Here is a 19,576-nt window from a genome sequence, read left to right on the forward strand (position 1 = left end):
CTCTGACTTTCGTCAGTTGAATCCCTCGGTCAGTCGATGACTGGGGGTTTTTTTTTGGCATGAAAACCACACGCAAAAAAGCCGCCACCCGAAGGTGGCGGCTTTGGCATTCAAGCGGGTTTGGAGAAGATCAGAAACGCACGCGGATGCCGGCGTCAATACCTGTGGAGGATCCATTCACGTTGGCGGCACCGTTCACGCCACCAAAGCCGGCCGAGCTGAACGAGGCAGCATTGAGGCTGGCGCCACCCGAATTGCTCACGCGCGACACGGTGCCGTAAACAGCGGTGCTCTTTGAGAAGTTGTACACATAACCCACGGCAAACTTGTTGGCCTTGCCGGCGCTGTCGAGTTTGGCGCTGCTCAGTTGGGCCAGCACATTGCCGGTGCCCACCGGTGCATTCACGCCCAGCGACCAGCCCTTGACGGCCTTGGTGTTGCCCAGGCTGATGAAGTCGTTGTACTTCTGCTGTGAGACTGTGGCCAGCAGTTTGGCCACGCCGAAGTCGTACGAGCCGCCGAAGTTGGTGTCGGTGTAGTTGCCGAAGGTGCCGAAGGCACCTAGGCTGTTGGTGGCATTTCCGAACGACTGGGCACCGTTGTTGATGTACTTGGTCTGGCCGTAGGCGGCTGCCACGTCGAACGGGCCCTTGGCGAAGCCGGCGCGCAGACCGTAGTAGCGGCCGTTGTCGGACGAATCCACGGTGGTGCCCGCACTGTTGACCTGGGTGGCGGTGCTGGCCTGGTTGCCGAAAGCGACCGTGCCTTGGCCGTAGAAGCCGCCCAGGTTGGTGGGCAGCAGGTAGCTCACGCCATTGGAGGCCCGCACAAAGGTGGCGGCGGCACCGGTGTAGTTGGTGATGATGGCGCCCACGCTGCCGGCCCCAAAGGGATCGAAGACGGTGTAGTTCCAGAAGCTGGGCACGATGTCGCGGCCCAGGCGTACTTCTCCGAAGTTGCCCGACAGGCTCACGGTGGCACGGCGGTTGAAGGTCAGGCCGCCGGCGGCCACGGCGCCTGTGGAGGTGGCGCCGTTATTGGTGTTGGTACCGCTGCTGCCGATGCCGCTGTTGGCTGCAATGGCGGCTTCCAGCCAGAAACTGGCGGCCAAGCCGCCGCCCAGGTCTTCGGTGCCGCGAAAGCCCAGGCGGCTGGCTGTGTTGCCCGATGGGGCGATGCCGCTTTGGCGGCCAGCGTTGCTTTTTACGCTTTCAAAGGCCAGGTCCACCACACCGAACAGGGTGACGGACGATTGCGCGTGGGCGCTGGCGCCCAAGGCCAGGGTCAGCACGGCGGCGGTAGAAAGGGCGGAGCGGACAAATCGAATCTGCATGGGTTTTCCTGATGGAGTTAATAGGTGAATCGAGGTGAAAGGTGATTTCAAGACCTGAACCCGGTCATGGGGCAGGGGGCGTCGGCCGATTCATTTCGGTCATGGGGCCTCTGTTCAGGTCTTAGGTTGTGACTCTAGAGAGCCCTCGGCCTGGCCCATATCAGGAATTCAAAGAACCATCGATGGATATTTTCGGCACACATGGGTTTTTGAAAGTCGCCTGTCATTAAATGGCTGAGTCTTGGCTTTTCAGATTAATTTGATGTGAATTGCAAGTAATCAAAACTGCATGCATGTGAAATTCAAATGACATCAGCTGGCCCCCTTTCTTCATCAGATATCGATATTCGAACCGGCTGTAGTCAAATCACCACAGTCTGGCTTTTGCCGCACCATGAAAAATGCCGGCCAGGGGCCGGCATGGGGCGAGTGGCTGGGCACCGTGCGGCCGCTCAGTCGCTCAGCAGTTCGCGCAGAAAGCCTTCCGGTCCGTCCAGGCGGCGGGCCGGCCGGCCCAGGGTTTGTGCCACGGTGTCGGTCACCGCGGCGGCCACACCGCTGCTGATCCAGTGATAGAACTGGGCGTGCACCTGTTGCAGGTAGCTGGGGTTGGGGGCCACTGGGGCCGGCGCAGGGGCTTGCCACCGGATTGGTCGGCCGGCCAGCGCGCTCAGGCGCTGGGCCAACTCGGCGTGGTTCAGGGCCTCGGGCCCGGTCAATTCAAGCGGTGTGCTGGGCAGGGCGCCCGGGTGGAGCAGGGTGTGCACGGCCACGTCGGCGATGTCGCGGATGTCGATGTACGACACCTGGGCCTCACCAAAGCCGCCGCCCAGCACATCGCCTGCCCGCAGCGCGGCGGCCAGCGGGGCCAGCACCACTTGGGCCCAGGCGTTGGGGCGCAGCACGGCGTGCGGCAGTCCGCTGTCGGCCAGGGCCTGCTCGACCTCACGGTGGGCGTCGCCGCTCCAGGTGCGGCCGTGCTCCAGGGTCCAGGCCGAGCCCGAGAGCTTGACCAGCCTGGGTACGCCGGCCTGGCGTGCCGCCTGCACAAAGTGGCGCTGGTGCCGGGCCAGATCGGGGCTGATGGGGGAGAGCAGAAACGCCGCCCTCACTCCGCTCAAGGCGCGCTGCAAGGTGCCCGGCTCGCCCAGCTCGCCCTGGCTGAGCTCCACACCGGCCTGGGCCAGGTGGACGGCCAAGGTGTTCTGCCGGCTCAGCACGCGCACTCGCACGCCCTGGGCCAGCAGGCCGGCCACCACCAGGCGACCCAGGCGTCCGCTGCCGCCACCCACCAGCACCGGACGCGGGTCCGGGTGGGGCCGTGGCGGGCTCATGCCGCCTCCGGCACGGGGTGGCTGAGGCTCTCCAGCGGCGTGGCGTCGACCCAGCCGGCCACATCAAAGTCGGCGACCAGAAAGCCCTGCTGCAGCAAGAAGCCCTTGAAATGGTCGACCGCGTCGAGCAACTCGGGTGCCAGGCTCAGACCCAGATGGCGATGCACCTCGGGCCCGTTGCTGGCCAGCACGGCCTCTTCGGTGCTGCCAATCTCGCGGGCCACGAAACGCAGCGTCTCGTCGGGGTGAGCTGCGGCCCACTCGCCGCTGCGGCGCACCACGGCCAGCAGGCGTCGCACCAGATCGGGCCGGTCGCGGGCCAGGGCTTCATCCACCGTCAGCAGCCGTGGGGTGCCGTTGTTGATGCGCACACGCGGGTCGGGATGACGTCCGGTCTCGACCACCGTCTGGGCGCCGATCAGGTTGGCCACCACGATGCCCTCGGCCCCCTTCACGAACACGGCATCGACCTCGCCGCGTTCCAGCGCGCTGATCTCGGCGAAGTAGGGGTGGCGACGGCGCAGGCCATGCAGGCTGGCGTGGCCGGGGCCCAGCAGCACGGGCTCGGTGATCGGCAGATCCACCGGAACGATGTCGCTCCAACTCAGGCCGGCCGTGCCCAGCGCCGAGTACAGGCCCTTGAGCGCGGTGGCCCGGTGGAAGTCGATGGTCTCGCCAGCGCGCAAGGGCACGCCCAGGCGTCGGCCGGCCAGGTCGGCCGCGCTGCGCAGCGTGCTGTCGCGCCGGGCGATCACCGCCTGGAATTCATCGGTCCAGGTCAGGGCCACCAGCCGGGTGGCGGCGCCCTGGGCGCGCGCCCACAACGGCGGGATGTTGCCACCTTGTCGGAACGACCAGGCCAGGTGGTGGCTGAAATGGCTTTCGCGGATGGCCTTCAACGGGCTGTCGATGATCGATTTGACCTGCAGGCCCAGGGGCTGGAACTCGGCCTCCAGCCAGCCCAGGCGGGCGGCGATGCCCAGCGGCGAGGGCACGGGGCATCGGGTGTACCAGAGCACGGTGCCAGGGGCGTCCGTGCTGGTGTCGGCCGGGGTGGCCTCGGTGTTGCTCATGGGGTCTCCGTTCAGGGTCTCAGGCCGCCAGCCACACATGGGCCAGGTTGCCGGCCACGCCCAGCGCACTCACGGTGTGCTGGTGCACACGGGGGCTGGACACGGTCAGGTTGTCGGGCGCCACCAGGGTGATGTCGGGCAGGTCGCGCACGATGGCTTTCTGGATGGCTATCCACTGCGCCTGGCGTTTGGCCAGGTTGGTTTCGATCGCTGCGGCCTCCAGCCATTGGTCGACCTCGGGGTTGGCATAGCCCGAGCCGTTGGAGAACGGCAGGCCGCGCTTGAAGTTCTTGGACCAGTACAGGCGCTGGATGCCCACCGTGGGGTCGAAGGTATTGCTCATGCCGCCGAAATTGAAGTCGAAGTCGCGGTCGGTGTAGATGCGCTTGATGTAGGTGCTGAAGTCGCTGCTGCGCAGGCTCACCTCGACGCCCACCTTGCCCAGGGCCTGCTTGATGTACTCGCTGGTGCGCAGGCCGCCTTCGTGGGGCATGGGGTCGTGGGTGATGCGCACCCGAACGCCATCGGCCCCGCGCGGGTAGCCTGCCTGGTCCAGCAGCCGGTTGGCGCGATCAGGGTCGTACACTGGCACGGCCAGGTCGGCATGGAAGAAACGCTTCAGGCCCGGCGCCACCGGCCCGGGAGGCGAGCTGGCCAGACCGTACCAGGCCGTCTTGACGATGGTCTGGCGGTTCAGCGCGTGAGCGAAGGCCTGGCGCACCCGCACATCCTTGAAGAAGGGGCGCTCCAGGTTGAACTCGAGCCGAAACACCGAGTTCACGTACTGGTAGCCCTCGCTGCTGAAATGCAGCTTGCCGGCCGCCCGCAGCCGGCCGACATCGGCCAGGGCCACCGGGGTGTTGGGCGCCAGGTGCACCTCGCCCGCCTCGAGGGCAGCGCTGCGCGCGGCGGCGTCGGGGATGAAGCGGATCACCAGGCGGTCCAGGTAGGGGCGCGGCTTGTCCCAATAGTCGGGATTGCGCTCCAGCACCAGGTGGCTGCCGCGCACCCATTCCCTGAAGCGGTAGGGCCCCGTGCCAATGGGGGCGTTGTTCACCGGGTTGGACTCGGCCCGACCGGTGCTGTAGAGGTGCTTGGGCACGATGGGTGATTCTGAGGCGGCCAGCGCGCTCAGCAGGTAGGGCACCGGGGCCGACAGGCGCAGTTCCACCGTCAGCGGGTCGGGCGTGCGCACTTCACTGAGGTTGGCGAAGGTGGCGCGGCCACGCGGATGCACTTCCTTGAGCAGGTTCAGCGAGTGCGCCACATCGGCCGAGGTGAAGGGCTGGCCGTCATGCCACAGCACCTTGGGGCGCAGCTTGAACACATAGCGCAGGCCATCGGGCGAGACCTGCCACGACAAGGCCAGCTGGGCTTGCGGGTTGAGGTCGAAATCGTAGTCCAGCAAGCCCTCAGTGACCTTGGCGCTGACGAAGTAGCTGTTGTTGGCCGTGTGGGCGATGGTGGTCAGCACCGGCGGCTCGGGGAAGATGGCCAGCACCAGGGTGCCACCGCGTTGCGGCGCGAGGGGCGGTGTGGCCGCCTGGGTCGGGGCCCAGGGCAGCAGGGCGCCCAGGCCGGCGGCGCTGGTCTGGGCCAGCAATTGACGGCGTGACAGGCCTGTGCCGGCTGTATCAGCTTCGGCGGTGGCGTGGAAGGGGTTCATGGCGTGTTCCCTTCCTCGTTGCTGTGCCAGCCCGGGGGCACGATGAAGCCGGCTTGCTGGGCCTCCAGCAACTCGGCAAAGCGGATGGGTGTCAGGTCTTCCAGGAAGGGGCCCACGGCCTGCCCGCCGATGGGCAGGCCATCCTCGTCCAGCCCGAGCGGAAAGCTGGTCGCGGGCAGGCCGGGCAGCACCGGCAGGCCGGCCCAGTGGAACAGGTCCAGAAAGCGCACTGGGCGCACACCGTCGGCGAAGGCCACGGGGTAGCTTCGTTCGTCCTTGGGCTCTTGCTGGTTGTGCTCGAAGGCGGGCAGTGGGGCCACGGGGCTGAGCACCAGGTCGAACTGCTCGAACAGGCGTGCCCATTGCGCGCGTACCTGCAGGCGGGCCTCGTCCAGGCGCAGCCAGTCGCGGTGGCTCAATGAAAACGAACGCAGCCAGGCAGCGTCGGCGCTGTGGTCTTCGGGCGTCAGGGCTGCCAGACGCTGTTGTGCACCGGTACTGAGCGCTGGCGGGTCGGCCAGCGATGAGCCCAGCAGGCTGCGGTAGAGCGCGTGCGCGGCCACCAGATCGGGCAGCAGGCCGGGGGCCAGTTCGCTCACCCGGCTGACCCGGCCGCCCGCGGCCTGCACGGCCTGCTTCAGCCGCTGGCTGACCGACTGCTCGCTGAGGCTGGCCTCCGTGCCCGGCCATCGATCGATCAGCAGCAGGCGGAAATCGCTCAGCCGTTGATGCCGTGGCGCCGGCAGGGTGGCGCGCCAGGTCTTGTTGCGACGTGGGTCGCAGTTGAGCAGCAGCGGCAAGGCCAGCGCCAGGTCGGTAGCGCTGCGGGCCAGCGGGCCCGCCACGGCCAGGTCGCGTTCACCTTGGCGGCCGGCGGGCAGGCCGGTGCCCAGCAGGCTGATCAGGCCCTGGCTGGTCTTGTGCCCATAGACGCCCGTGAAATGGGCCGGAATGCGGATCGAGCCCCCGATGTCGGTGCCCAACTCCAGCGCCACGAAGCCAGCAGCGAGGGCGGCGGCCGAGCCACCGGAGGAGCCGCCCGGCGTGCGGGCCGGGTCCCAGGGGTTGCGGCTCAGACCGTAGACCGCGTTGTAGCTTTGCAGATCGGCCAGCGCCAGGGGCACGTTGCTCTTGCCCAGCACGATGGCGCCGGCCTCGCGCAGACCGGCCACGGCGGCACTGTCCTGCGCGGCCAGGTTGCCGGTCTGGGCCGGGTTGCCCACCGTGGTCGGCAAGCCGGCGACATCGAAGTTCTCCTTCACGCTGACCGGCACGCCCAGCAGCGGGCGGCGCTCGCCCCGCGCCAGCGCGGCATCGGCGGCCCGGGCGTCAGCTCGGGCGCGCTCCAGGTCCAGCACCACGAGGGCGTTGATGGCCGGGTTCAGGCGCGCAATGCGTTCGATGCTGTGCTCCAGCAGTTCGCTGGCGCTGACCTGGCCTTCGGCCAGGGCGCGTGCCTGCTCGGTGGCCGAGGCATGGCTCAGGCGGTTGAGCAAGGCAGTCTTCAGGTGATGGGTGTCGGCGGGTGCGTTCATGGGCGGCTCGCTTTCGGTGAATCTGGTGGGATGGTGTTGCTGGCAGGAGCGGCTTACTTGCCGCCTTCCACCCAGGTGTCGGACCAGTCGCCCGCGTGCAGGTCGATGCTGTTGAAGAAGTTGTGCACGCGCTTGTTCAGGGCCGAGGGGCCGGGCACGGTCACCAGTGGGTACACCGGCAGCTCACGCCCCACGATCTGCTGGATCTGCTTGAACTGGCCTGCGCGCTTGCCTTCGTCCACCTCCACCGCGGCCTGGCGGAACAGCTCGTCCACCTGGGGGTTGTTGTAGTGGGCCGCGTTGATCCAGATCAGCGGGTTCTTGACGCCGTCGGACCAGTAGATGCGTTGCACGCCCACGATGGGGTCGAACAGGCGGCCCAGGCCATTGATGTTCAGGTCAAAGTCGCGGGCGGTGTAGACACGCTTGAAGAAGCTGGCCATGTCGCCGTCCTGCAGCTCGGCCTTGATGCCCACGCGCCCCAGCGCATTGCGCAAAAACTCCGAGCTGCGCTTGAAGTCGGCACCCGGGATGTTGGTGATGCGCAGCGCAAAGCGCTGCCCATTGGCCTGGCGCGGGTAGCCGGCCTGGTCCAGCAACTGGTTGGCCCGGGCCACGTCGTAGGGGTACTGGAAGGTGCTGTCGTCGTAGTAGCTCGACAGCACGCTGGGCACGGGCGAATTGACCACCTCGGCGCGCTTGTAGTAGACCGTGGTGCGCAGGGCGTTGCGGTCGATGGCGTGCGCAATGGCCTGGCGCACCTCGGGCTTGGCCAGGATGGGGTGTTCCACATTGAACTCGAGGAAGGCGGCATTGTTCAGGAAGCCGTCGTAGCTGTCATCCACCTGCACCTTGGGGTTCTGGGCCAGGCGGTCCAGATCGGCCAGGTTGATGTTGGTGGCCACGTCGATTTCGCCGGCCTCCAGCGCGGCCACGATGCTGGCGCGGTCACCGATGAACTTGATCACGGCGCGGTCCAGGTAGGGCTTGCCAGCCTGCCAGTAATGGGGGTTTTTCTTGAGCAGCACATGGCTGCCCCGCACCCATTCGGCAAACACGAAGGGGCCGGTGCCGATCGGCGCGCTCTGGTTCGGGCTGGTCAGCGGGTCGGCCTCGGTGTAGCGGTGGGCCGGCACGATGGGCAGCTCGGCTGAGCTCAGCGACTTCAGCAGGAAGGGCGTGGGCTTGCTCAGCACCAACACGGCGGTCAGCGGATCGGGCGTGTCCACCCGCTCGAGGTTGGCCAGGGTGATGCGGCCGCGCGGGCCCTGCTTTTTCTGGGCCAGCAGCGAGAAGCGCACGTCGACGGCGCTGAAGTCCTTGCCATCATGCCATTTCACGCCGGGGCGCAGCTTGAAGGTGTAGCGCAGGCCGTCGGGGCTCACCGTCCAACTGGTGGCCAGCAAGGGCTGGGGCTTGAACTGGCTGTCGTAGCGCAGCAGGCCCTCGACGATCTTGGCGCTGATGTTGCGGATGCGGGTGTTGGTGTCGAGAAAGGACACCAGCGATGGCGGCTCCAGGTCGGTGGCCAGGGTCAGGGTGCCGCCGCTTTGCGGTTTGGCGGCCGTGGCCTGGGCGCTGGCATTCAGGCTGGTGCCGGTCAGGGGCAGGGCGGCCAGCAGCAGGGCGATCAGGCGGCGGTTGAGTTGGGGCAGGCGCTGGGTCATGGTGGGTTCCAAAGTCGGTTTCTCTTGGTGTGATTTGGGTTTGATGGGGGGCGGTCAGAGGCGCAGGCCGGCCTGTTTGAGCAGCGGCAGGATGCGGTCGCCGAAGTACTCGAGGTCGGGCTTGAAGTCATAGAAGCTCAGTTGCAGGCCGTCCACGCCGGCTCGGTGCAACTGCACGAATTGCTCGACCACCTGTTCGGGTGTGCCCACCACTTCGATGTTGCCGCCGATGGCCCGGCGGCTTGGCGGGTCGATGCCGACCCGGCCTTTCCAGGCATGGGCGTCGCTGGCCAGGCTGTTGAAGCCCTGGGGCGTTGTCGGGTCCTGGTGGGCCACGATGGCGTCGTAGTAGGCACGGGTCTCGGCCTCGGTGTCACGGCTGATCACCAGCGGGTTCAACAGTGTGCGCACTTCGCGGCCCTGCTGACGGGCACGGGCCTTCAGGTCGGCGATGTGGGCGGGCAGGGCCTGCACGGCGCTCGCAAAGTCCGAGCCCGCCGGGCTGGTGATGAAGACGATGTCGGAGTAGCGGGCCGCGTACTCGAAGCCGGCCACCGAGCCGGTGGCGTTGACCAGCACCGGGCGGCCATAGCGGGGCTTGGGGCTGACGAACGCGCCCTGCAGCTTCCAGCTCGATTCGCGGCCATCGTAGCTGAAGTTCTCGGGGTCGCTCCACAGGCGTTGCACCACCTCGATGAACTCTGCCGTCAGGTCGTAGCGGTGGTCGTGTTCGATGCGGTCCCAGCCAAACATGCGGTGCTCCAGCTCACGGTGCCCGGTGACCACGTTGATGCCCCAGCGCCCACCCGAGATGTGGTCCAGGGTAGCGGCCCACTTGGCCAGGTGCAGCGGGTGCAAGGGGCCATACAGCACGTGCAGGGTCGAGATGAGGATGATGCGCTGCGTCACCGAGGTGAGGGCTGCGGTGGTCATGAATGAGTCGAGGGCGTTGCCATCGAACACGCCGCCATAGCCCCCCTTGGGCAGCCACTGCGACAGCGCGAACACCAGGTCAAAGCCCAGCGCCTCGGCTTTCAGCACCAGATCGCGGTTGTAATCGAAGCGCCAATCGGTGCTGCGCGGCAGTGTGGAAGCGCTCCAACCACCGGCCTGGATGGGCAGGAACAGGCCCAGCAGCACGGGCTGCTTCAGGGCTTGAGACAGCGGGCTGTCCGGGAAATCGGTGGGGGCGGCAAAGCGGTCCAGGCCGACCAGGGCCCCGGCATGAGATGGCAGTGACATGGTGTTTGAAGCGTGCTCGGGCAGGTGACAAGTGAGAGCGCATTCTGGGTCGCGGCGCTTCAGGTCCGCTATGCCGATTTCGGATGTCGATTCTTGGAAATCGTTGCTGGGCGGGGCTTGCGCGGGGGTGGTGCGTTCCTAGAATGAAAAAAGACCGCGTCACGGCAGGCCTGCGGCGCCTGTCGGCCGTGCCCTTTCTCCAACCTGGAAACCCATCCCATGACCTATCGTTACCTGGGCCGCAGCGGCCTGCGCGTGTCCCGCCTGAGCCTGGGCACCATGATGTTCGGCGGTGCCACCGACGAGCCCACCTCGCACCGCATCATCGCCAGTGCCCGCGAGCAAGGCGTCAACTTCATCGACACGGCCGACGCCTACCAGAAGGGCCGCACCGAAGAGGTGGTGGGCCGCGCCCTGCAGGGCGACCGAGACCACTGGGTGCTGGCGACCAAGCTGTCCAACCCCATGGGCCCGGGGCCCAACCAGCGCGGCACCTCGCGCAAGTGGATCGTGCAGGCGGTCGAGGCCAGCCTGAAGCGTCTGGGCACCGACTACATCGACTTGCTGTACCTGCACCGGGCCGACTTCGAGGCACCCCTGGGCGAGGCGGTCCGTGCGCTGGGCGACTTGGTGCGCGCCGGCAAGCTGCGCTATTTCGGTCTGGCCAACTTTCGGGGATGGCGCATTGCCGAGGTCGCCCACCTGGCGGATGCAGAGGGCATCGACCGCCCCGTGGCCAGCCAGCCCTTGTACAACCTGGTGGACCGCAGTGCCGAGGTGGAGCAACTGCCCGCCGCCGCTCACTACGGCCTGGGTGTGGTTTCTTACAGCGCGCTGGCGCGCGGTGTGCTGACCGCCAAGTATGACCCCGATGCGCCGCCGCCCGCTGATTCGCGGGCAGCACGTGCCGACAAGCGATTGCTTGAGACCGAGTGGCGCCCCGAATCGTTGCGCATCGCTCGCCAGTTGCGTGAGCACGCCGAAGCCCGCGGCATCACGCCGGCCGAGCTGGCCGTGGCCTGGGTGCTGAACAACCGGCTCATCACCTCCTTCATCGCCGGCCCGCGCACCGAAGCGCAGTGGCAGGCCTATGTGAAGGCACAAGACGTGGTGCTGACTCCAGAGGACGAGGCCCTGGTCAACCGGCTGGTGCCGGCAGGGCACAGTTCTACCCCTGGGTATACCGACCCTGGGCACCCCGTCGAGGGTCGGGTGCCGTTCGTGTTGCCGACAGCGTCCTGAGGACCCCAGGTGGCTTGGCCGCCCGTTGATTTCCAAGATTCCATCTCTGAAATCCGTCTAAGTCGGCGCCGGGGGCGTCGATAGGATTTGCGCGATCCCTCCCCAGGCACTGTCTGCCGGGGCGGTACCTGTTGTCTTCTGGAGTGAGCATGCTGATCCGATTGACACGCGAGGGGGCTCGCCCCGTCGCCATGCTGGCACTGTGCGCCGGCCTGGGGCTGTGCGGCGTGGCCGGTGCACAGACCGCTGCCGGTAAGGCCGTGCAGCCCGTGCATGGGGGCACTTTGCAGTTCGGCGTGGTGCCCGAGGCCGCCACCATCGTCTCGATCGACAACACCTTCGGCTTTCCGCAGAAGGTGGGCACCAAGGTGGTCGAGGGCCTGCTGGCCTATGACTTCGAATTCAAGCCCGAGGCGCGGCTGGCCACGCGCTGGCAGGTGTCACCCGACGGGCTTCAGTACCGCTTCGAGCTGCGGCGGGGGGTGAAATGGCATGACGGGCGCGATTTCACATCGGCTGACGTGGCGTTTTCCATCCTCACGCTCAAGGAGTTCCATCCGCGCGGTCGGGCCACCTTTGCCAATGTATCGGAGGTGCGCACGCCAGATCCTTACACCGCCATCATTGTGCTCAGCAAGCCGGCGCCCTATCTGTTGACCGCCCTGGCCTCCAGCGAATCACCCATCGTGCCGCGCCATCTGTATGAGGGCACGGACATCCGCACCAACCCCTACAACACCAAGCCTGTTGGCACGGGGCCTTTTGTCTTCAAGGAGTGGGTCAAGGGCAGCCACATCATCCTGGAGCGCAACCCCGACTATTGGGACAAGCCCAAGCCTTACCTCGACCGCATTGTGGTGCGCATCATCCCCGATCCGGCGGCTCGCGCTGCGGCGCTCGAGTCGGGCCAGCTCGATCTGGCCGGCGACACACCGGTGCCACTGGGCGATGTGGCCCGCCTGCGCACCCTGCCCACGCTGGACATCACCACGCGGGGCTACGAGTACGGCGGCCAGCAGTCTCAGTTCGAGTTCAACCTCGACACGCCCGTGCTGGCCCATCCCAAAGTGCGATTGGCGATCGCCCATGCGGTTGATCCCAAGGCCCTGGTCAAGACGGCCTGGTTCGGCTTTGCCGAGGGCTCGCCCACGCCCATCACGCCGGTGCTCAAACAGTTCAGTGATCTGCGCATCAGCCCGCATGCCTACGATCCGGCCTTGAGCGAACGCCTGCTCGACGAGGCCGGCTTTGCCCGCAAGGCCGATGGCAAGCGCTTCGCGCTGCGCCTCACTTACAACCCTTACTACCAAGAAGGCAATCGGCGCACCACCGAGTACCTGAGGCAGGCCTTGAACCGCATCGGCATCGACGCCAGCATCTCGGCCTATGACTTCGGCAGTTTTGTCAAGGCGGTCTACACCGATCGCAACTTCGACATCGCCGTGAACAACCTCAACAACAACTTCGATCCCACGGTGGGTGTGCAGCGGGGCTACTGGTCGAAGAACTTCAAGCCGGGCCTGGGCTTCTCGAACGCCAGCCATTACGCCAATCCCGAGGTCGATCAGTTGCTGGAAGCGGCGGCCATCGAGCCCGATCTGACGCGCCGGCGTGGGCTGTTCTTCCGCTTCCAGCAGATCATCCATCAGGACTTGCCCGTGGTGAACCTGGCCGCCTTCCAGCCCGTGACCGTGGCCCAGAAGCGGGTGCACCGCCACACCCTGAACTCGAACGGCCTCAACGATTCATTTGCCGACCTTTACCTGGCGCCCTGAGCGCAACCTGGAGACCGACCCATGGCCAAACGATCTGGCTTTCTGCGCTTTGGCGCCTTTCTGTACCCCACCGGCCACCACATCGCGGCCTGGCGTCACCCGGATGCCTTGCCCGGCGCAGGCCTCAACATCCGCCACTACCGCGAACTGGCCCAGATCGCTGAGGCCGCGCGTTTCGACCTGTTGTTCCTCGCCGATGGCGTGGGCACCCGGGGCGACCGGCCTGAGGTGCTGAGCCGCACGGCACACAGTTATGTGTCGCAGTTTGAGCCTTTGACCTTGCTGTCATCGCTCTCGGCCGTGACCGAGCGCATCGGCCTGGTGGGCACAGCTTCGACCAGCTTCAACGAACCTTTTCACATTGCGCGCAAGTTTGCTTCGCTGGACCACCTCAGCGGTGGGCGCTCGGGCTGGAACCTGGTCACCTCGTCGAGCGAGTTCGAGGCGCGCAACTTCAATCGGGAGCACCACCTGGCCCACGCCGATCGGTATGAGCGCGCGAGCGAATTTGCCGATGTGGTGCTGGGCCTGTGGAACAGTTGGGATGAAGGCGCCTTTGTCTGGGACAAGGCGGGTGGCCGGGTGTTTGACCCGGCGCGTCGGCACGTGCTCAACCACAAGGGCAAGCACTTCTCTGTGCAGGGGCCTCTGAACGTGGCGCGCTCGCCGCAGGGCCGGCCGGTGGTGGTGCAGGCCGGATCTTCCGAAGCGGGCAAGGCGTTGGCGGCGCGCACGGCCGAGGTGGTCTTCACCGCTCAGCAGACCCTGCAGGACGCAGTGAGCTTCTATGCCGATCTCAAAGGCCGCATGGCGGCCCATGGGCGCGACCCGGCCAGCCTGCTGGTGATGCCTGGGGTGTTTCCGGTGGTGGGCAGCAGCGAGAGCGAGGCCAAGGAGAAGTTTGAACAGTTGCAGTCGCTGATCGACCCGGTGCTGGGCTTGTCGCTGATCTCGGGACTGACCGGCGGGGTGGACCTGTCGGGGTACGACCTGGACGGCCCCATCCCCGAGCTGCCCGAGACCAATGCCAGCAAGAGCCGGCAAGACCTGACGCTGAAGCTGGCCCGCAGCGAGAACCTCAGCATCCGCCAGCTCTACCTGCGCGTGGCGGGTGCCCGGGGGCACTGGCAACTGGTGGGAACGCCCGAGCAGATCGCCGACCAGTTGGAAGAGCGCTTTGTGAACTATGGGGCCGACGGCTTCAATGTGATGGCGCCCGTGCTGCCCAATGGCTTGCGCGACTTTGCAGAGCGTGTGTTGCCCGAGTTGCGTCGGCGGGGCCTGGCGCGCCGTGAGTATGAGGGCACGACACTGCGGGATCACCTGGGTTTGTCGCGCCAGGTGGCTTGATCTGCGGCGGTCAGCGCTTGCGGGCGCAGGTCTCGGCCTGGTTGGCACTGACCAGGACCGTGGCGGGTTTGAGCGAGAAATGGCCTGATCGGTGGTTGCAGGCCTCGCACATGGGGATGATTCTTTCGCCACTCACGGCAGGGTTGATCACATGCGCGCCCAGGGTGGGGCGGCTGGCGCAGGCTTGCACCGCGCATTGCGCTGGCCAGGGGCGACCCGAGAAGTTGAGCCAGTGCTGCTTCCAGGTCTGGCAGCTGCAGGCCCGTTCGGCGGTGCCGGCTTTGTTTGACCAGCCATCGTTGGTGATTGTTGGGGACATGAAGGCCTCCTGAGGGTTCGGGAAGCCACGGTTCTAAGGTTCAACCCCGCGTGGGCCCACGCCCTGACGACCAAGGTGGTTGTTCATCGGTCGGGCGGCGGGCTTCAGGCACCGCCGCTTCAGCCCAGCTTGTAAGTGGACAGCAGCAAGCTGGTCTCGGTGTTGGCGATGCCAGGCACGGTGCGCAGGGTGCCCAGCACGCGGTCGAACTCTTCGAGGTTGTCGGCCCGGATCTCGGCCAGCAGATCCCAGCGGCCATTGGTGCTGTACAGGGCCACGATGTTGGGATGGCCGCGCAGGGTGCGTTGCACCTCGGGGCCATGCGCGCCCTCGACGGCGATGCTGGTCATGGCGCGGATGCGCTGCGCCTCGGCGGCCGGTCGCAGGCGCACGGTGTAGCCCACGATGGTGCCGTCGGCTTCCAGTCGGGCGATGCGGTTCTGCACCGTGGCCCGGGCCACGCGCAGTTTGGCAGCCAGGGCGACCACTGGCAGGCGGGCGTTGTCACGCAGCAGGGCCAGCAATTGGCGGTCGATGTCGTCCATGGGCAGATTGACGGTTGAATAAAGCAATCTGTGCATTAAACCGTAAAAAGTGACAGATTGAAGGGTTCATTTTGGCGCGTCTCACGGGAAAAATTCTGTCATCCCCACTGGCTGAGCGCAGCCTGAAAGACCCTGCCATGACCCGCTTCATCGATGTCCCGACCATGTCTCGCCTGGTGCAGGAGGTGGGCGTGGCCCGCTTTGTGGGCGAACTGGCCGATGCCATCCGCGACGATTTCGTGCGCTGGGCCGATTTCGACAAATCGGCCCGCGTGGCCAGCCACTCCGACATCGGTGTGATCGAGCTGATGCCCGTGTCCGATGCAAAGCACTACGCCTTCAAGTACGTCAACGGTCATCCTGGCAACACGGGGCGGGGCCTGTACACGGTGATGGCCTTTGGGGTGCTGGCCGAGGTGGCCACGGGCTACCCGGTGCTGTTGTCGGAGCTGACCCTGGCCACCGCGCTGCGCACCTGCGCCACCTCGCTGATGGCAGCACGGGCCCTGGCCAGACCCGATTCACGCTGCATGGCCCTGATCGGCAACGGGGCGCAAAGCGAGTTCCAGGCCCTGGCCTTTCACCACCACCTGGGCATTGATGAGATCGCTGCGTTCGACCTCGATCCTCGGGCTACCGACAAGTTGGTGCGCAACCTGGCCCATTGCCCCGGGCTGCGGATCCGGCGCGCCAGTTCGATCGCCGATGCCGTGCGCGGGGCCGATGTGGTGACCACGATCACGGCCGACAAGCGCTGCGCGACCATTCTCACGCCCGAGATGATCGAGCCCGGCATGCACCTGAACGCGGTGGGGGGCGACTGCCCAGGCAAGACCGAGCTGCATGCCGATGTGTTGCGGGCCGCTCGCGTGTTTGTCGAGTACGAGCCGCAGACCCGGGTGGAGGGTGACATCCAGCAACTGCCGGCCGACTTCCCGGTGGTGGACCTGTGGCGGGTGCTGGCCGGCACTGAAGCCGGGCGCCAGAGTGCCGAACAGGTCACAGTGTTTGATTCGGTGGGCTTTGCGCTGGAGGACTACGCCACCTTGCGCTACGTGCTGGCACAGTCCACCCGCTACCAACTGGGCGTGGAGGTCGAACTGGTGCCTGAGGCCGATGACCCCAAGGATCTGTTTCGCCACACCCGTGCCAGTGCCGCGCGGGTCGCCTTGCGCCGCGTGGCCTGAGCGGCCACGGCCGCCCCGCGCTTTTTCCCGTTGCTTGCACACCGTTGAGCCCATGCCTTCCATGCCCTCGATCCAGGCCCCGGCGGCCGTCGTGATGGTGCGTCCGCACCACTTCACCCCCAACCCTGAAACCGCGGCCGACAATGCTTTCCAGCAGGCGGCCGAGCGTGAGGCGGCCCAGCGCATCGCCGAAGCCGCGCGTGACGAGGTCACCGCAGCAGCGGCCCGGCTGGAGGCCGAGGGTGTGCGGGTGCATCTGTTTGAGGACCATGGCGAGCGCGACACCCCCGATTCGGTGTTCCCGAACAACTGGTTCTCCACTCACCCGGGCGGCCATGTGGCGCTGTATCCCATGCACTCGCCCAGCCGCCGGCGTGAGCGCCGCAGCGATGTGATCGAGATGCTCAAAAGCACTTATCGGGTGCAGGACGTGATCGATTACTCGGGGCTGGAGCCCGACGGGCTGTTTCTGGAAGGCACAGGCGCCATGGTGCTGGACCACGTGGCCCGGGTCGCCTACACGGCCCGCTCCAACCGGGCCGATGCGGTGGCCCTGGAGCGTTTCTGCACCCATTTCGGCTTCGAGCCCCTGGTGTTCGACACGGCCGACGCCCAGGGCCAGCCGATCTACCACACCAATGTACTGATGTGCATTGCCACCCATTTTGCGCTGGTCGGTCTGGACCTGATCCCCGATGCCAGGCGTGCCGCCGAACTGCGGGCCCGGCTGGAAGAGTCGGGCCGCGAGGTGATCGCCCTGAGCGCAGGCCAGATTGCCGAGTTTGCAGGCAACGCGCTGGAGTTGTCAGGCCGGGAAGGGCGCCTGCTGGCCCTGTCGCAGCGTGCCCACGACAGTCTGACGCCGACCCAGAAGGCCCTCATCGGCCAGAGTGCCCGGCTGCTGCCGCTGAACGTGCCCACCATCGAGATGGCCGGTGGCTCGGTGCGCTGCATGCTGGCTGGGATTCACCTGGCGCCCCGGCGTTGACCCGGGTCGCGCGGGCAGTATCAAATGCCCGTGAGGCCCTGGCAGCACTTGGGGTCGCTTTGATCAGGCGGGGGTGCCAGGGGTGCGCCGTGTGGGTCCGCATGTCACTCGGATCGGCTCACATTTTGAGCCGTATGGGGTGAAATGCGGCTCGCACCGAGGCCATCCCTCGTGAAAAGCCCCACTCAAGCCCACGCTCAGGCCGTCACAGCGTCCAGCGTGGGGTAGTCGGTGTAGCCCTCGGTCCCGCCGCCGTACAGCTTGTCGGCGCGCAAGGGGTTCAGCGGGGCGTCTTCGCGCAGGCGTCGCACCAGATCGGGGTTGGCGATGAAGGGGCGGCCGAAGGCCACCACATCGGTGGTGCCGCTGGCCACGGCCTCCAGGGCCTCGCTGCGGCTGAAGCCGTTGTTCACGATCCAGGTGCCCGGGAAGGCGCGTCGCAGCGCGGCGTAGTCAAAGGCAGGGGCCCCTTCAGGCTGGCGCGCCCCACCGGTTTCGCCCTCGATCACGTGCAGGTAGGCCAGGCCCAGCGAAGCCACCTGTTGCACCACGTGGCCATACAGGGCCTGGGCCTGGCTGTCCACCGGGGCGCTGCCGCCGAAGGTGGTGATGGGGCTCAGGCGCAGACCCGTGCGGCCGGCGCCGATCTCGGTGGCCACGGTGCGCACCACTTCCAGCAGCAGTCGGGCGCGGTTTTCGATCGGGCCACCATAGGGGCCGCTGCGGTCGTTCACGCTGTCGCGCAGAAACTGCTCCAGCAGGTAGGTGTTGGCGCCGTGCACTTCAACGCCGTCAAAGCCGGCTTCGATGGCGTTGCGTGCGGCGCGGCGGTAGTCCTCCAGCAGGGCCGGGATCTCGTCATCCGCCAGGGCCCGAGGGGTGGACACGGGCACAAAGCCTTCGGCGGTGAACGTGTGGGTCTTGGCGGCCACCGCGGTGGGCGACACCGGGGCCGCGCCGCCCGGCAGCAGCGAGTTGTGCGAGATGCGGCCCACGTGCCACAGCTGCAGCACGATGCGTCCGCCCTGGGCGTGCACGGCGTCGGTCACCTGCCGCCAGGCCACCACTTGCTCGGTCGAGTAGATGCCGGGGGTGTCGAGGTAGCCCTGCGCCATGGGGCTGATCTGGCTGGCCTCGGCAATGATCAGGCCAGCGCTGGCGCGCTGGGCGTAGTAGTCGGCCATGGCAGCCGTGGGCACGCCGCCGGGGGCACGGTTGCGGGTCAGTGGGGCCATGGCGATGCGGTTGGGCAGGGCGATGTCGCCGGCTTGGACGGGGTCGAACAAGGTGGTCATGAGGTCAAGGACTTTCAGGTTGAGAGAGCCACAGGGGCCCGGGTTGAGGCAGACAGAGAAAGGCAAAGGGTGGGGACGACCGCGGTGCCAACGGCCCGGGGCGCCTGGGTGCGGCGGGTGATGGCGTGAGTGTTGTCCATTTAAATTAGACCGGTCGTCTAGTTTGGGTTTCAAAAAATCCTGAAAGGCTGAGCCGATTCAAGGGGTGAGGAGTTGCCGAGTGAACGCCATGGCCTGCTCCAGCGATTGGGTCTGCCGGTGCACCTTGCTCAGCAGGCTGGCACCCAGCCACAGCTGGTAGAGCAGACCCGCGGTGGCCTCGGGTTCGAGCTTGGCCATCGAGCCATCGGTCTGCCCAGCGCGGATCACCTCGGCCAACCGTGCCGTGACGCGCTGGGTGCCGTCATGCAGCGCCATGCGCATGGGTTCAGACAGGTCGGACACTTCGGCACTGAGTTTCACCACCTGGCAGGGCTGGTCGCCGCCGCTGGGGCATTGGGTGGACTGCCATTGCTGCCAGTAGGCGAGCAGGCGTTCGCGGGCGTTCAGATCGGTGCGTTCGAACAGGCTGTCGATGCGGCCCAGATAGCCTTCAAAAAACGATTCGAGCAAGGCTTCGCCAAACTGCTCCTTCGATTTGAAGTAATGGTAGAACGATCCCTTGGGTACCTCGGCCGCCTGCAGGATCTCGTTCAGACCCACGGCGGAGAACCCCTTGCTGGCAATGATGCGATTGCCAGTGTCCAGAATGTGCTGGCGGGTGTCGGCGTGGGCGGGTTTCATAGGAGTGAATGGTACGGATGTATTAGACCAGTCGTCTATTAGCCAGTGAATATCCCAATCGTTCATGGGGTTTTGCGGTGAGCCGAGGGCCTGACCCGGTGCTTGGCCGTGCAGAGGAGGGGGATCCCCCGCCCAAGAGGCAAAAGGCAAAAGGCGCTCGCAACAAGGCCGCATAAGCGCCGCGCCGAGGCTGCACGGATGGCGGTGTCACGGATCAGGCGTATAAATTGCGCAAGGTCATT

General features: G+C 66.5%; 16 protein-coding genes. 5 read left to right on the top strand and 11 right to left on the bottom strand.

Translation table 11 applies throughout. The annotated features are described in order from the left end of the window. Positions 1-130: 130 nt before the first annotated feature. From AC07VS_RS27780 to AC07VS_RS27810, 7 genes are all read right to left on the bottom strand, one after another. Entirely contained in the window at positions 131-1,333 is a 1,203-nt protein-coding gene (locus tag AC07VS_RS27780; protein WP_494752574.1) for a porin, read from the bottom strand. Between the two features lie 452 nt (positions 1,334-1,785). Further along, the gene (locus AC07VS_RS27785) at positions 1,786-2,667 is read right to left on the bottom strand and encodes an NmrA family NAD(P)-binding protein (protein WP_494752575.1); all 882 of its coding nucleotides are present in this window, start codon (positions 2,665-2,667) and stop codon (positions 1,786-1,788) included. Beyond that, complete coding sequence (locus tag AC07VS_RS27790) at positions 2,664-3,740, bottom strand: ABC transporter substrate-binding protein (RefSeq protein WP_494752576.1); 1,077 nt, start codon at positions 3,738-3,740, stop codon at positions 2,664-2,666. Before AC07VS_RS27790 ends, AC07VS_RS27785 begins: the two co-directional genes overlap by 4 nt. Positions 3,741-3,759: 19 nt before the next feature. After that, the gene (locus tag AC07VS_RS27795; RefSeq protein WP_494752577.1) at positions 3,760-5,406 is read right to left on the bottom strand and encodes an ABC transporter substrate-binding protein; all 1,647 of its coding nucleotides are present in this window, start codon (positions 5,404-5,406) and stop codon (positions 3,760-3,762) included. Further along, the gene (locus tag AC07VS_RS27800) at positions 5,403-6,941 is read right to left on the bottom strand and encodes an amidase (RefSeq protein WP_494752578.1); all 1,539 of its coding nucleotides are present in this window, start codon (positions 6,939-6,941) and stop codon (positions 5,403-5,405) included. The genes AC07VS_RS27795 and AC07VS_RS27800 overlap by 4 nt, the downstream gene beginning before the upstream one ends. Before the next feature lie 53 nt (positions 6,942-6,994). Then, the gene (locus AC07VS_RS27805; RefSeq protein WP_494752579.1) at positions 6,995-8,608 is read right to left on the bottom strand and encodes an ABC transporter substrate-binding protein; all 1,614 of its coding nucleotides are present in this window, start codon (positions 8,606-8,608) and stop codon (positions 6,995-6,997) included. Positions 8,609-8,662: 54 nt separating this feature from the next. Further along, the gene (locus tag AC07VS_RS27810) at positions 8,663-9,850 is read right to left on the bottom strand and encodes an LLM class flavin-dependent oxidoreductase (RefSeq protein WP_494752580.1); all 1,188 of its coding nucleotides are present in this window, start codon (positions 9,848-9,850) and stop codon (positions 8,663-8,665) included. Between the two features lie 219 nt (positions 9,851-10,069). Between AC07VS_RS27810 and AC07VS_RS27815 the strand changes: the two genes are divergently transcribed. The 3 genes from AC07VS_RS27815 (at position 10,070) to AC07VS_RS27825 (ending at position 14,217) form a co-directional block, all read left to right on the top strand. Continuing rightward, positions 10,070-11,092 (top strand): aldo/keto reductase, encoded by a 1,023-nt coding sequence (locus tag AC07VS_RS27815; protein ID WP_494752581.1) that lies wholly within the window; start codon positions 10,070-10,072, stop codon positions 11,090-11,092. Between the two features lie 149 nt (positions 11,093-11,241). Next, complete coding sequence (locus tag AC07VS_RS27820; protein WP_494752582.1) at positions 11,242-12,867, top strand: ABC transporter substrate-binding protein; 1,626 nt, start codon at positions 11,242-11,244, stop codon at positions 12,865-12,867. A 21-nt stretch (positions 12,868-12,888) separates the two neighbouring features. Beyond that, a complete protein-coding gene (locus AC07VS_RS27825; RefSeq protein WP_494752583.1) occupies positions 12,889-14,217 on the top strand; it encodes an LLM class flavin-dependent oxidoreductase in 1,329 nt (442 codons plus the stop codon). A 10-nt stretch (positions 14,218-14,227) separates the two neighbouring features. Here AC07VS_RS27825 and AC07VS_RS27830 read toward each other — a convergent pair whose 3' ends face one another. Further along, positions 14,228-14,536 carry a hypothetical protein gene (locus AC07VS_RS27830; RefSeq protein ID WP_494658518.1) on the bottom strand — a complete coding sequence of 103 codons (309 nt, stop codon included), beginning with the start codon at positions 14,534-14,536 and terminating at the stop codon, positions 14,228-14,230. A gap of 119 nt (positions 14,537-14,655) precedes the next feature. Then, positions 14,656-15,081 carry an Lrp/AsnC family transcriptional regulator gene (locus AC07VS_RS27835; protein ID WP_494658517.1) on the bottom strand — a complete coding sequence of 142 codons (426 nt, stop codon included), beginning with the start codon at positions 15,079-15,081 and terminating at the stop codon, positions 14,656-14,658. 137 nt (positions 15,082-15,218) lie between these two features. On the opposite strand from AC07VS_RS27835, the gene ocd reads away from it, so the two are divergent. Both ocd and ctlX read left to right on the top strand, forming a co-directional pair. Beyond that, positions 15,219-16,268 carry an ornithine cyclodeaminase gene (gene ocd / locus AC07VS_RS27840; protein WP_494752584.1) on the top strand — a complete coding sequence of 350 codons (1,050 nt, stop codon included), beginning with the start codon at positions 15,219-15,221 and terminating at the stop codon, positions 16,266-16,268. A gap of 52 nt (positions 16,269-16,320) precedes the next feature. After that, positions 16,321-17,256, top strand: coding sequence for a citrulline utilization hydrolase CtlX (gene ctlX / locus AC07VS_RS27845; protein WP_494752585.1), 936 nt, complete (start codon positions 16,321-16,323; stop codon positions 17,254-17,256). 197 nt (positions 17,257-17,453) lie between these two features. Here the strand turns inward: ctlX and AC07VS_RS27850 are convergent, their stop codons facing one another. Both AC07VS_RS27850 and AC07VS_RS27855 read right to left on the bottom strand, forming a co-directional pair. Next, on the bottom strand, positions 17,454-18,551 hold the full coding sequence (locus AC07VS_RS27850) for an alkene reductase (protein WP_492349755.1): 1,098 nt from the start codon (positions 18,549-18,551) through the stop codon (positions 17,454-17,456). A 198-nt stretch (positions 18,552-18,749) separates the two neighbouring features. Then, complete coding sequence (locus AC07VS_RS27855) at positions 18,750-19,334, bottom strand: TetR/AcrR family transcriptional regulator (RefSeq protein WP_492349756.1); 585 nt, start codon at positions 19,332-19,334, stop codon at positions 18,750-18,752. Positions 19,335-19,576 lie beyond the last annotated feature (242 nt).

Source organism: Curvibacter sp. GW821-FHT01G03, assembly GCF_059422285.1.

Bases quoted from the DNA above. Each gene is read 5' to 3' on its own strand.
- AC07VS_RS27780 (WP_494752574.1), bottom strand. From the start codon at position 1,333: ATGCAGATTCGATTTGTCCGCTCCGCCCTTTCTACCGCCGCCGTGCTG.
- AC07VS_RS27785 (WP_494752575.1), bottom strand. From the start codon at position 2,667: ATGAGCCCGCCACGGCCCCACCCGGACCCGCGTCCGGTGCTGGTGGGT.
- AC07VS_RS27790 (WP_494752576.1), bottom strand. From the start codon at position 3,740: ATGAGCAACACCGAGGCCACCCCGGCCGACACCAGCACGGACGCCCCT.
- AC07VS_RS27795 (WP_494752577.1), bottom strand. From the start codon at position 5,406: ATGAACCCCTTCCACGCCACCGCCGAAGCTGATACAGCCGGCACAGGC.
- AC07VS_RS27800 (WP_494752578.1), bottom strand. From the start codon at position 6,941: ATGAACGCACCCGCCGACACCCATCACCTGAAGACTGCCTTGCTCAAC.
- AC07VS_RS27805 (WP_494752579.1), bottom strand. From the start codon at position 8,608: ATGACCCAGCGCCTGCCCCAACTCAACCGCCGCCTGATCGCCCTGCTG.
- AC07VS_RS27810 (WP_494752580.1), bottom strand. From the start codon at position 9,850: ATGTCACTGCCATCTCATGCCGGGGCCCTGGTCGGCCTGGACCGCTTT.
- AC07VS_RS27815 (WP_494752581.1), top strand. From the start codon at position 10,070: ATGACCTATCGTTACCTGGGCCGCAGCGGCCTGCGCGTGTCCCGCCTG.
- AC07VS_RS27820 (WP_494752582.1), top strand. From the start codon at position 11,242: ATGCTGATCCGATTGACACGCGAGGGGGCTCGCCCCGTCGCCATGCTG.
- AC07VS_RS27825 (WP_494752583.1), top strand. From the start codon at position 12,889: ATGGCCAAACGATCTGGCTTTCTGCGCTTTGGCGCCTTTCTGTACCCC.
- AC07VS_RS27830 (WP_494658518.1), bottom strand. From the start codon at position 14,536: ATGTCCCCAACAATCACCAACGATGGCTGGTCAAACAAAGCCGGCACC.
- AC07VS_RS27835 (WP_494658517.1), bottom strand. From the start codon at position 15,081: ATGGACGACATCGACCGCCAATTGCTGGCCCTGCTGCGTGACAACGCC.
- ocd (WP_494752584.1), top strand. From the start codon at position 15,219: ATGACCCGCTTCATCGATGTCCCGACCATGTCTCGCCTGGTGCAGGAG.
- ctlX (WP_494752585.1), top strand. From the start codon at position 16,321: ATGCCTTCCATGCCCTCGATCCAGGCCCCGGCGGCCGTCGTGATGGTG.
- AC07VS_RS27850 (WP_492349755.1), bottom strand. From the start codon at position 18,551: ATGACCACCTTGTTCGACCCCGTCCAAGCCGGCGACATCGCCCTGCCC.
- AC07VS_RS27855 (WP_492349756.1), bottom strand. From the start codon at position 19,334: ATGAAACCCGCCCACGCCGACACCCGCCAGCACATTCTGGACACTGGC.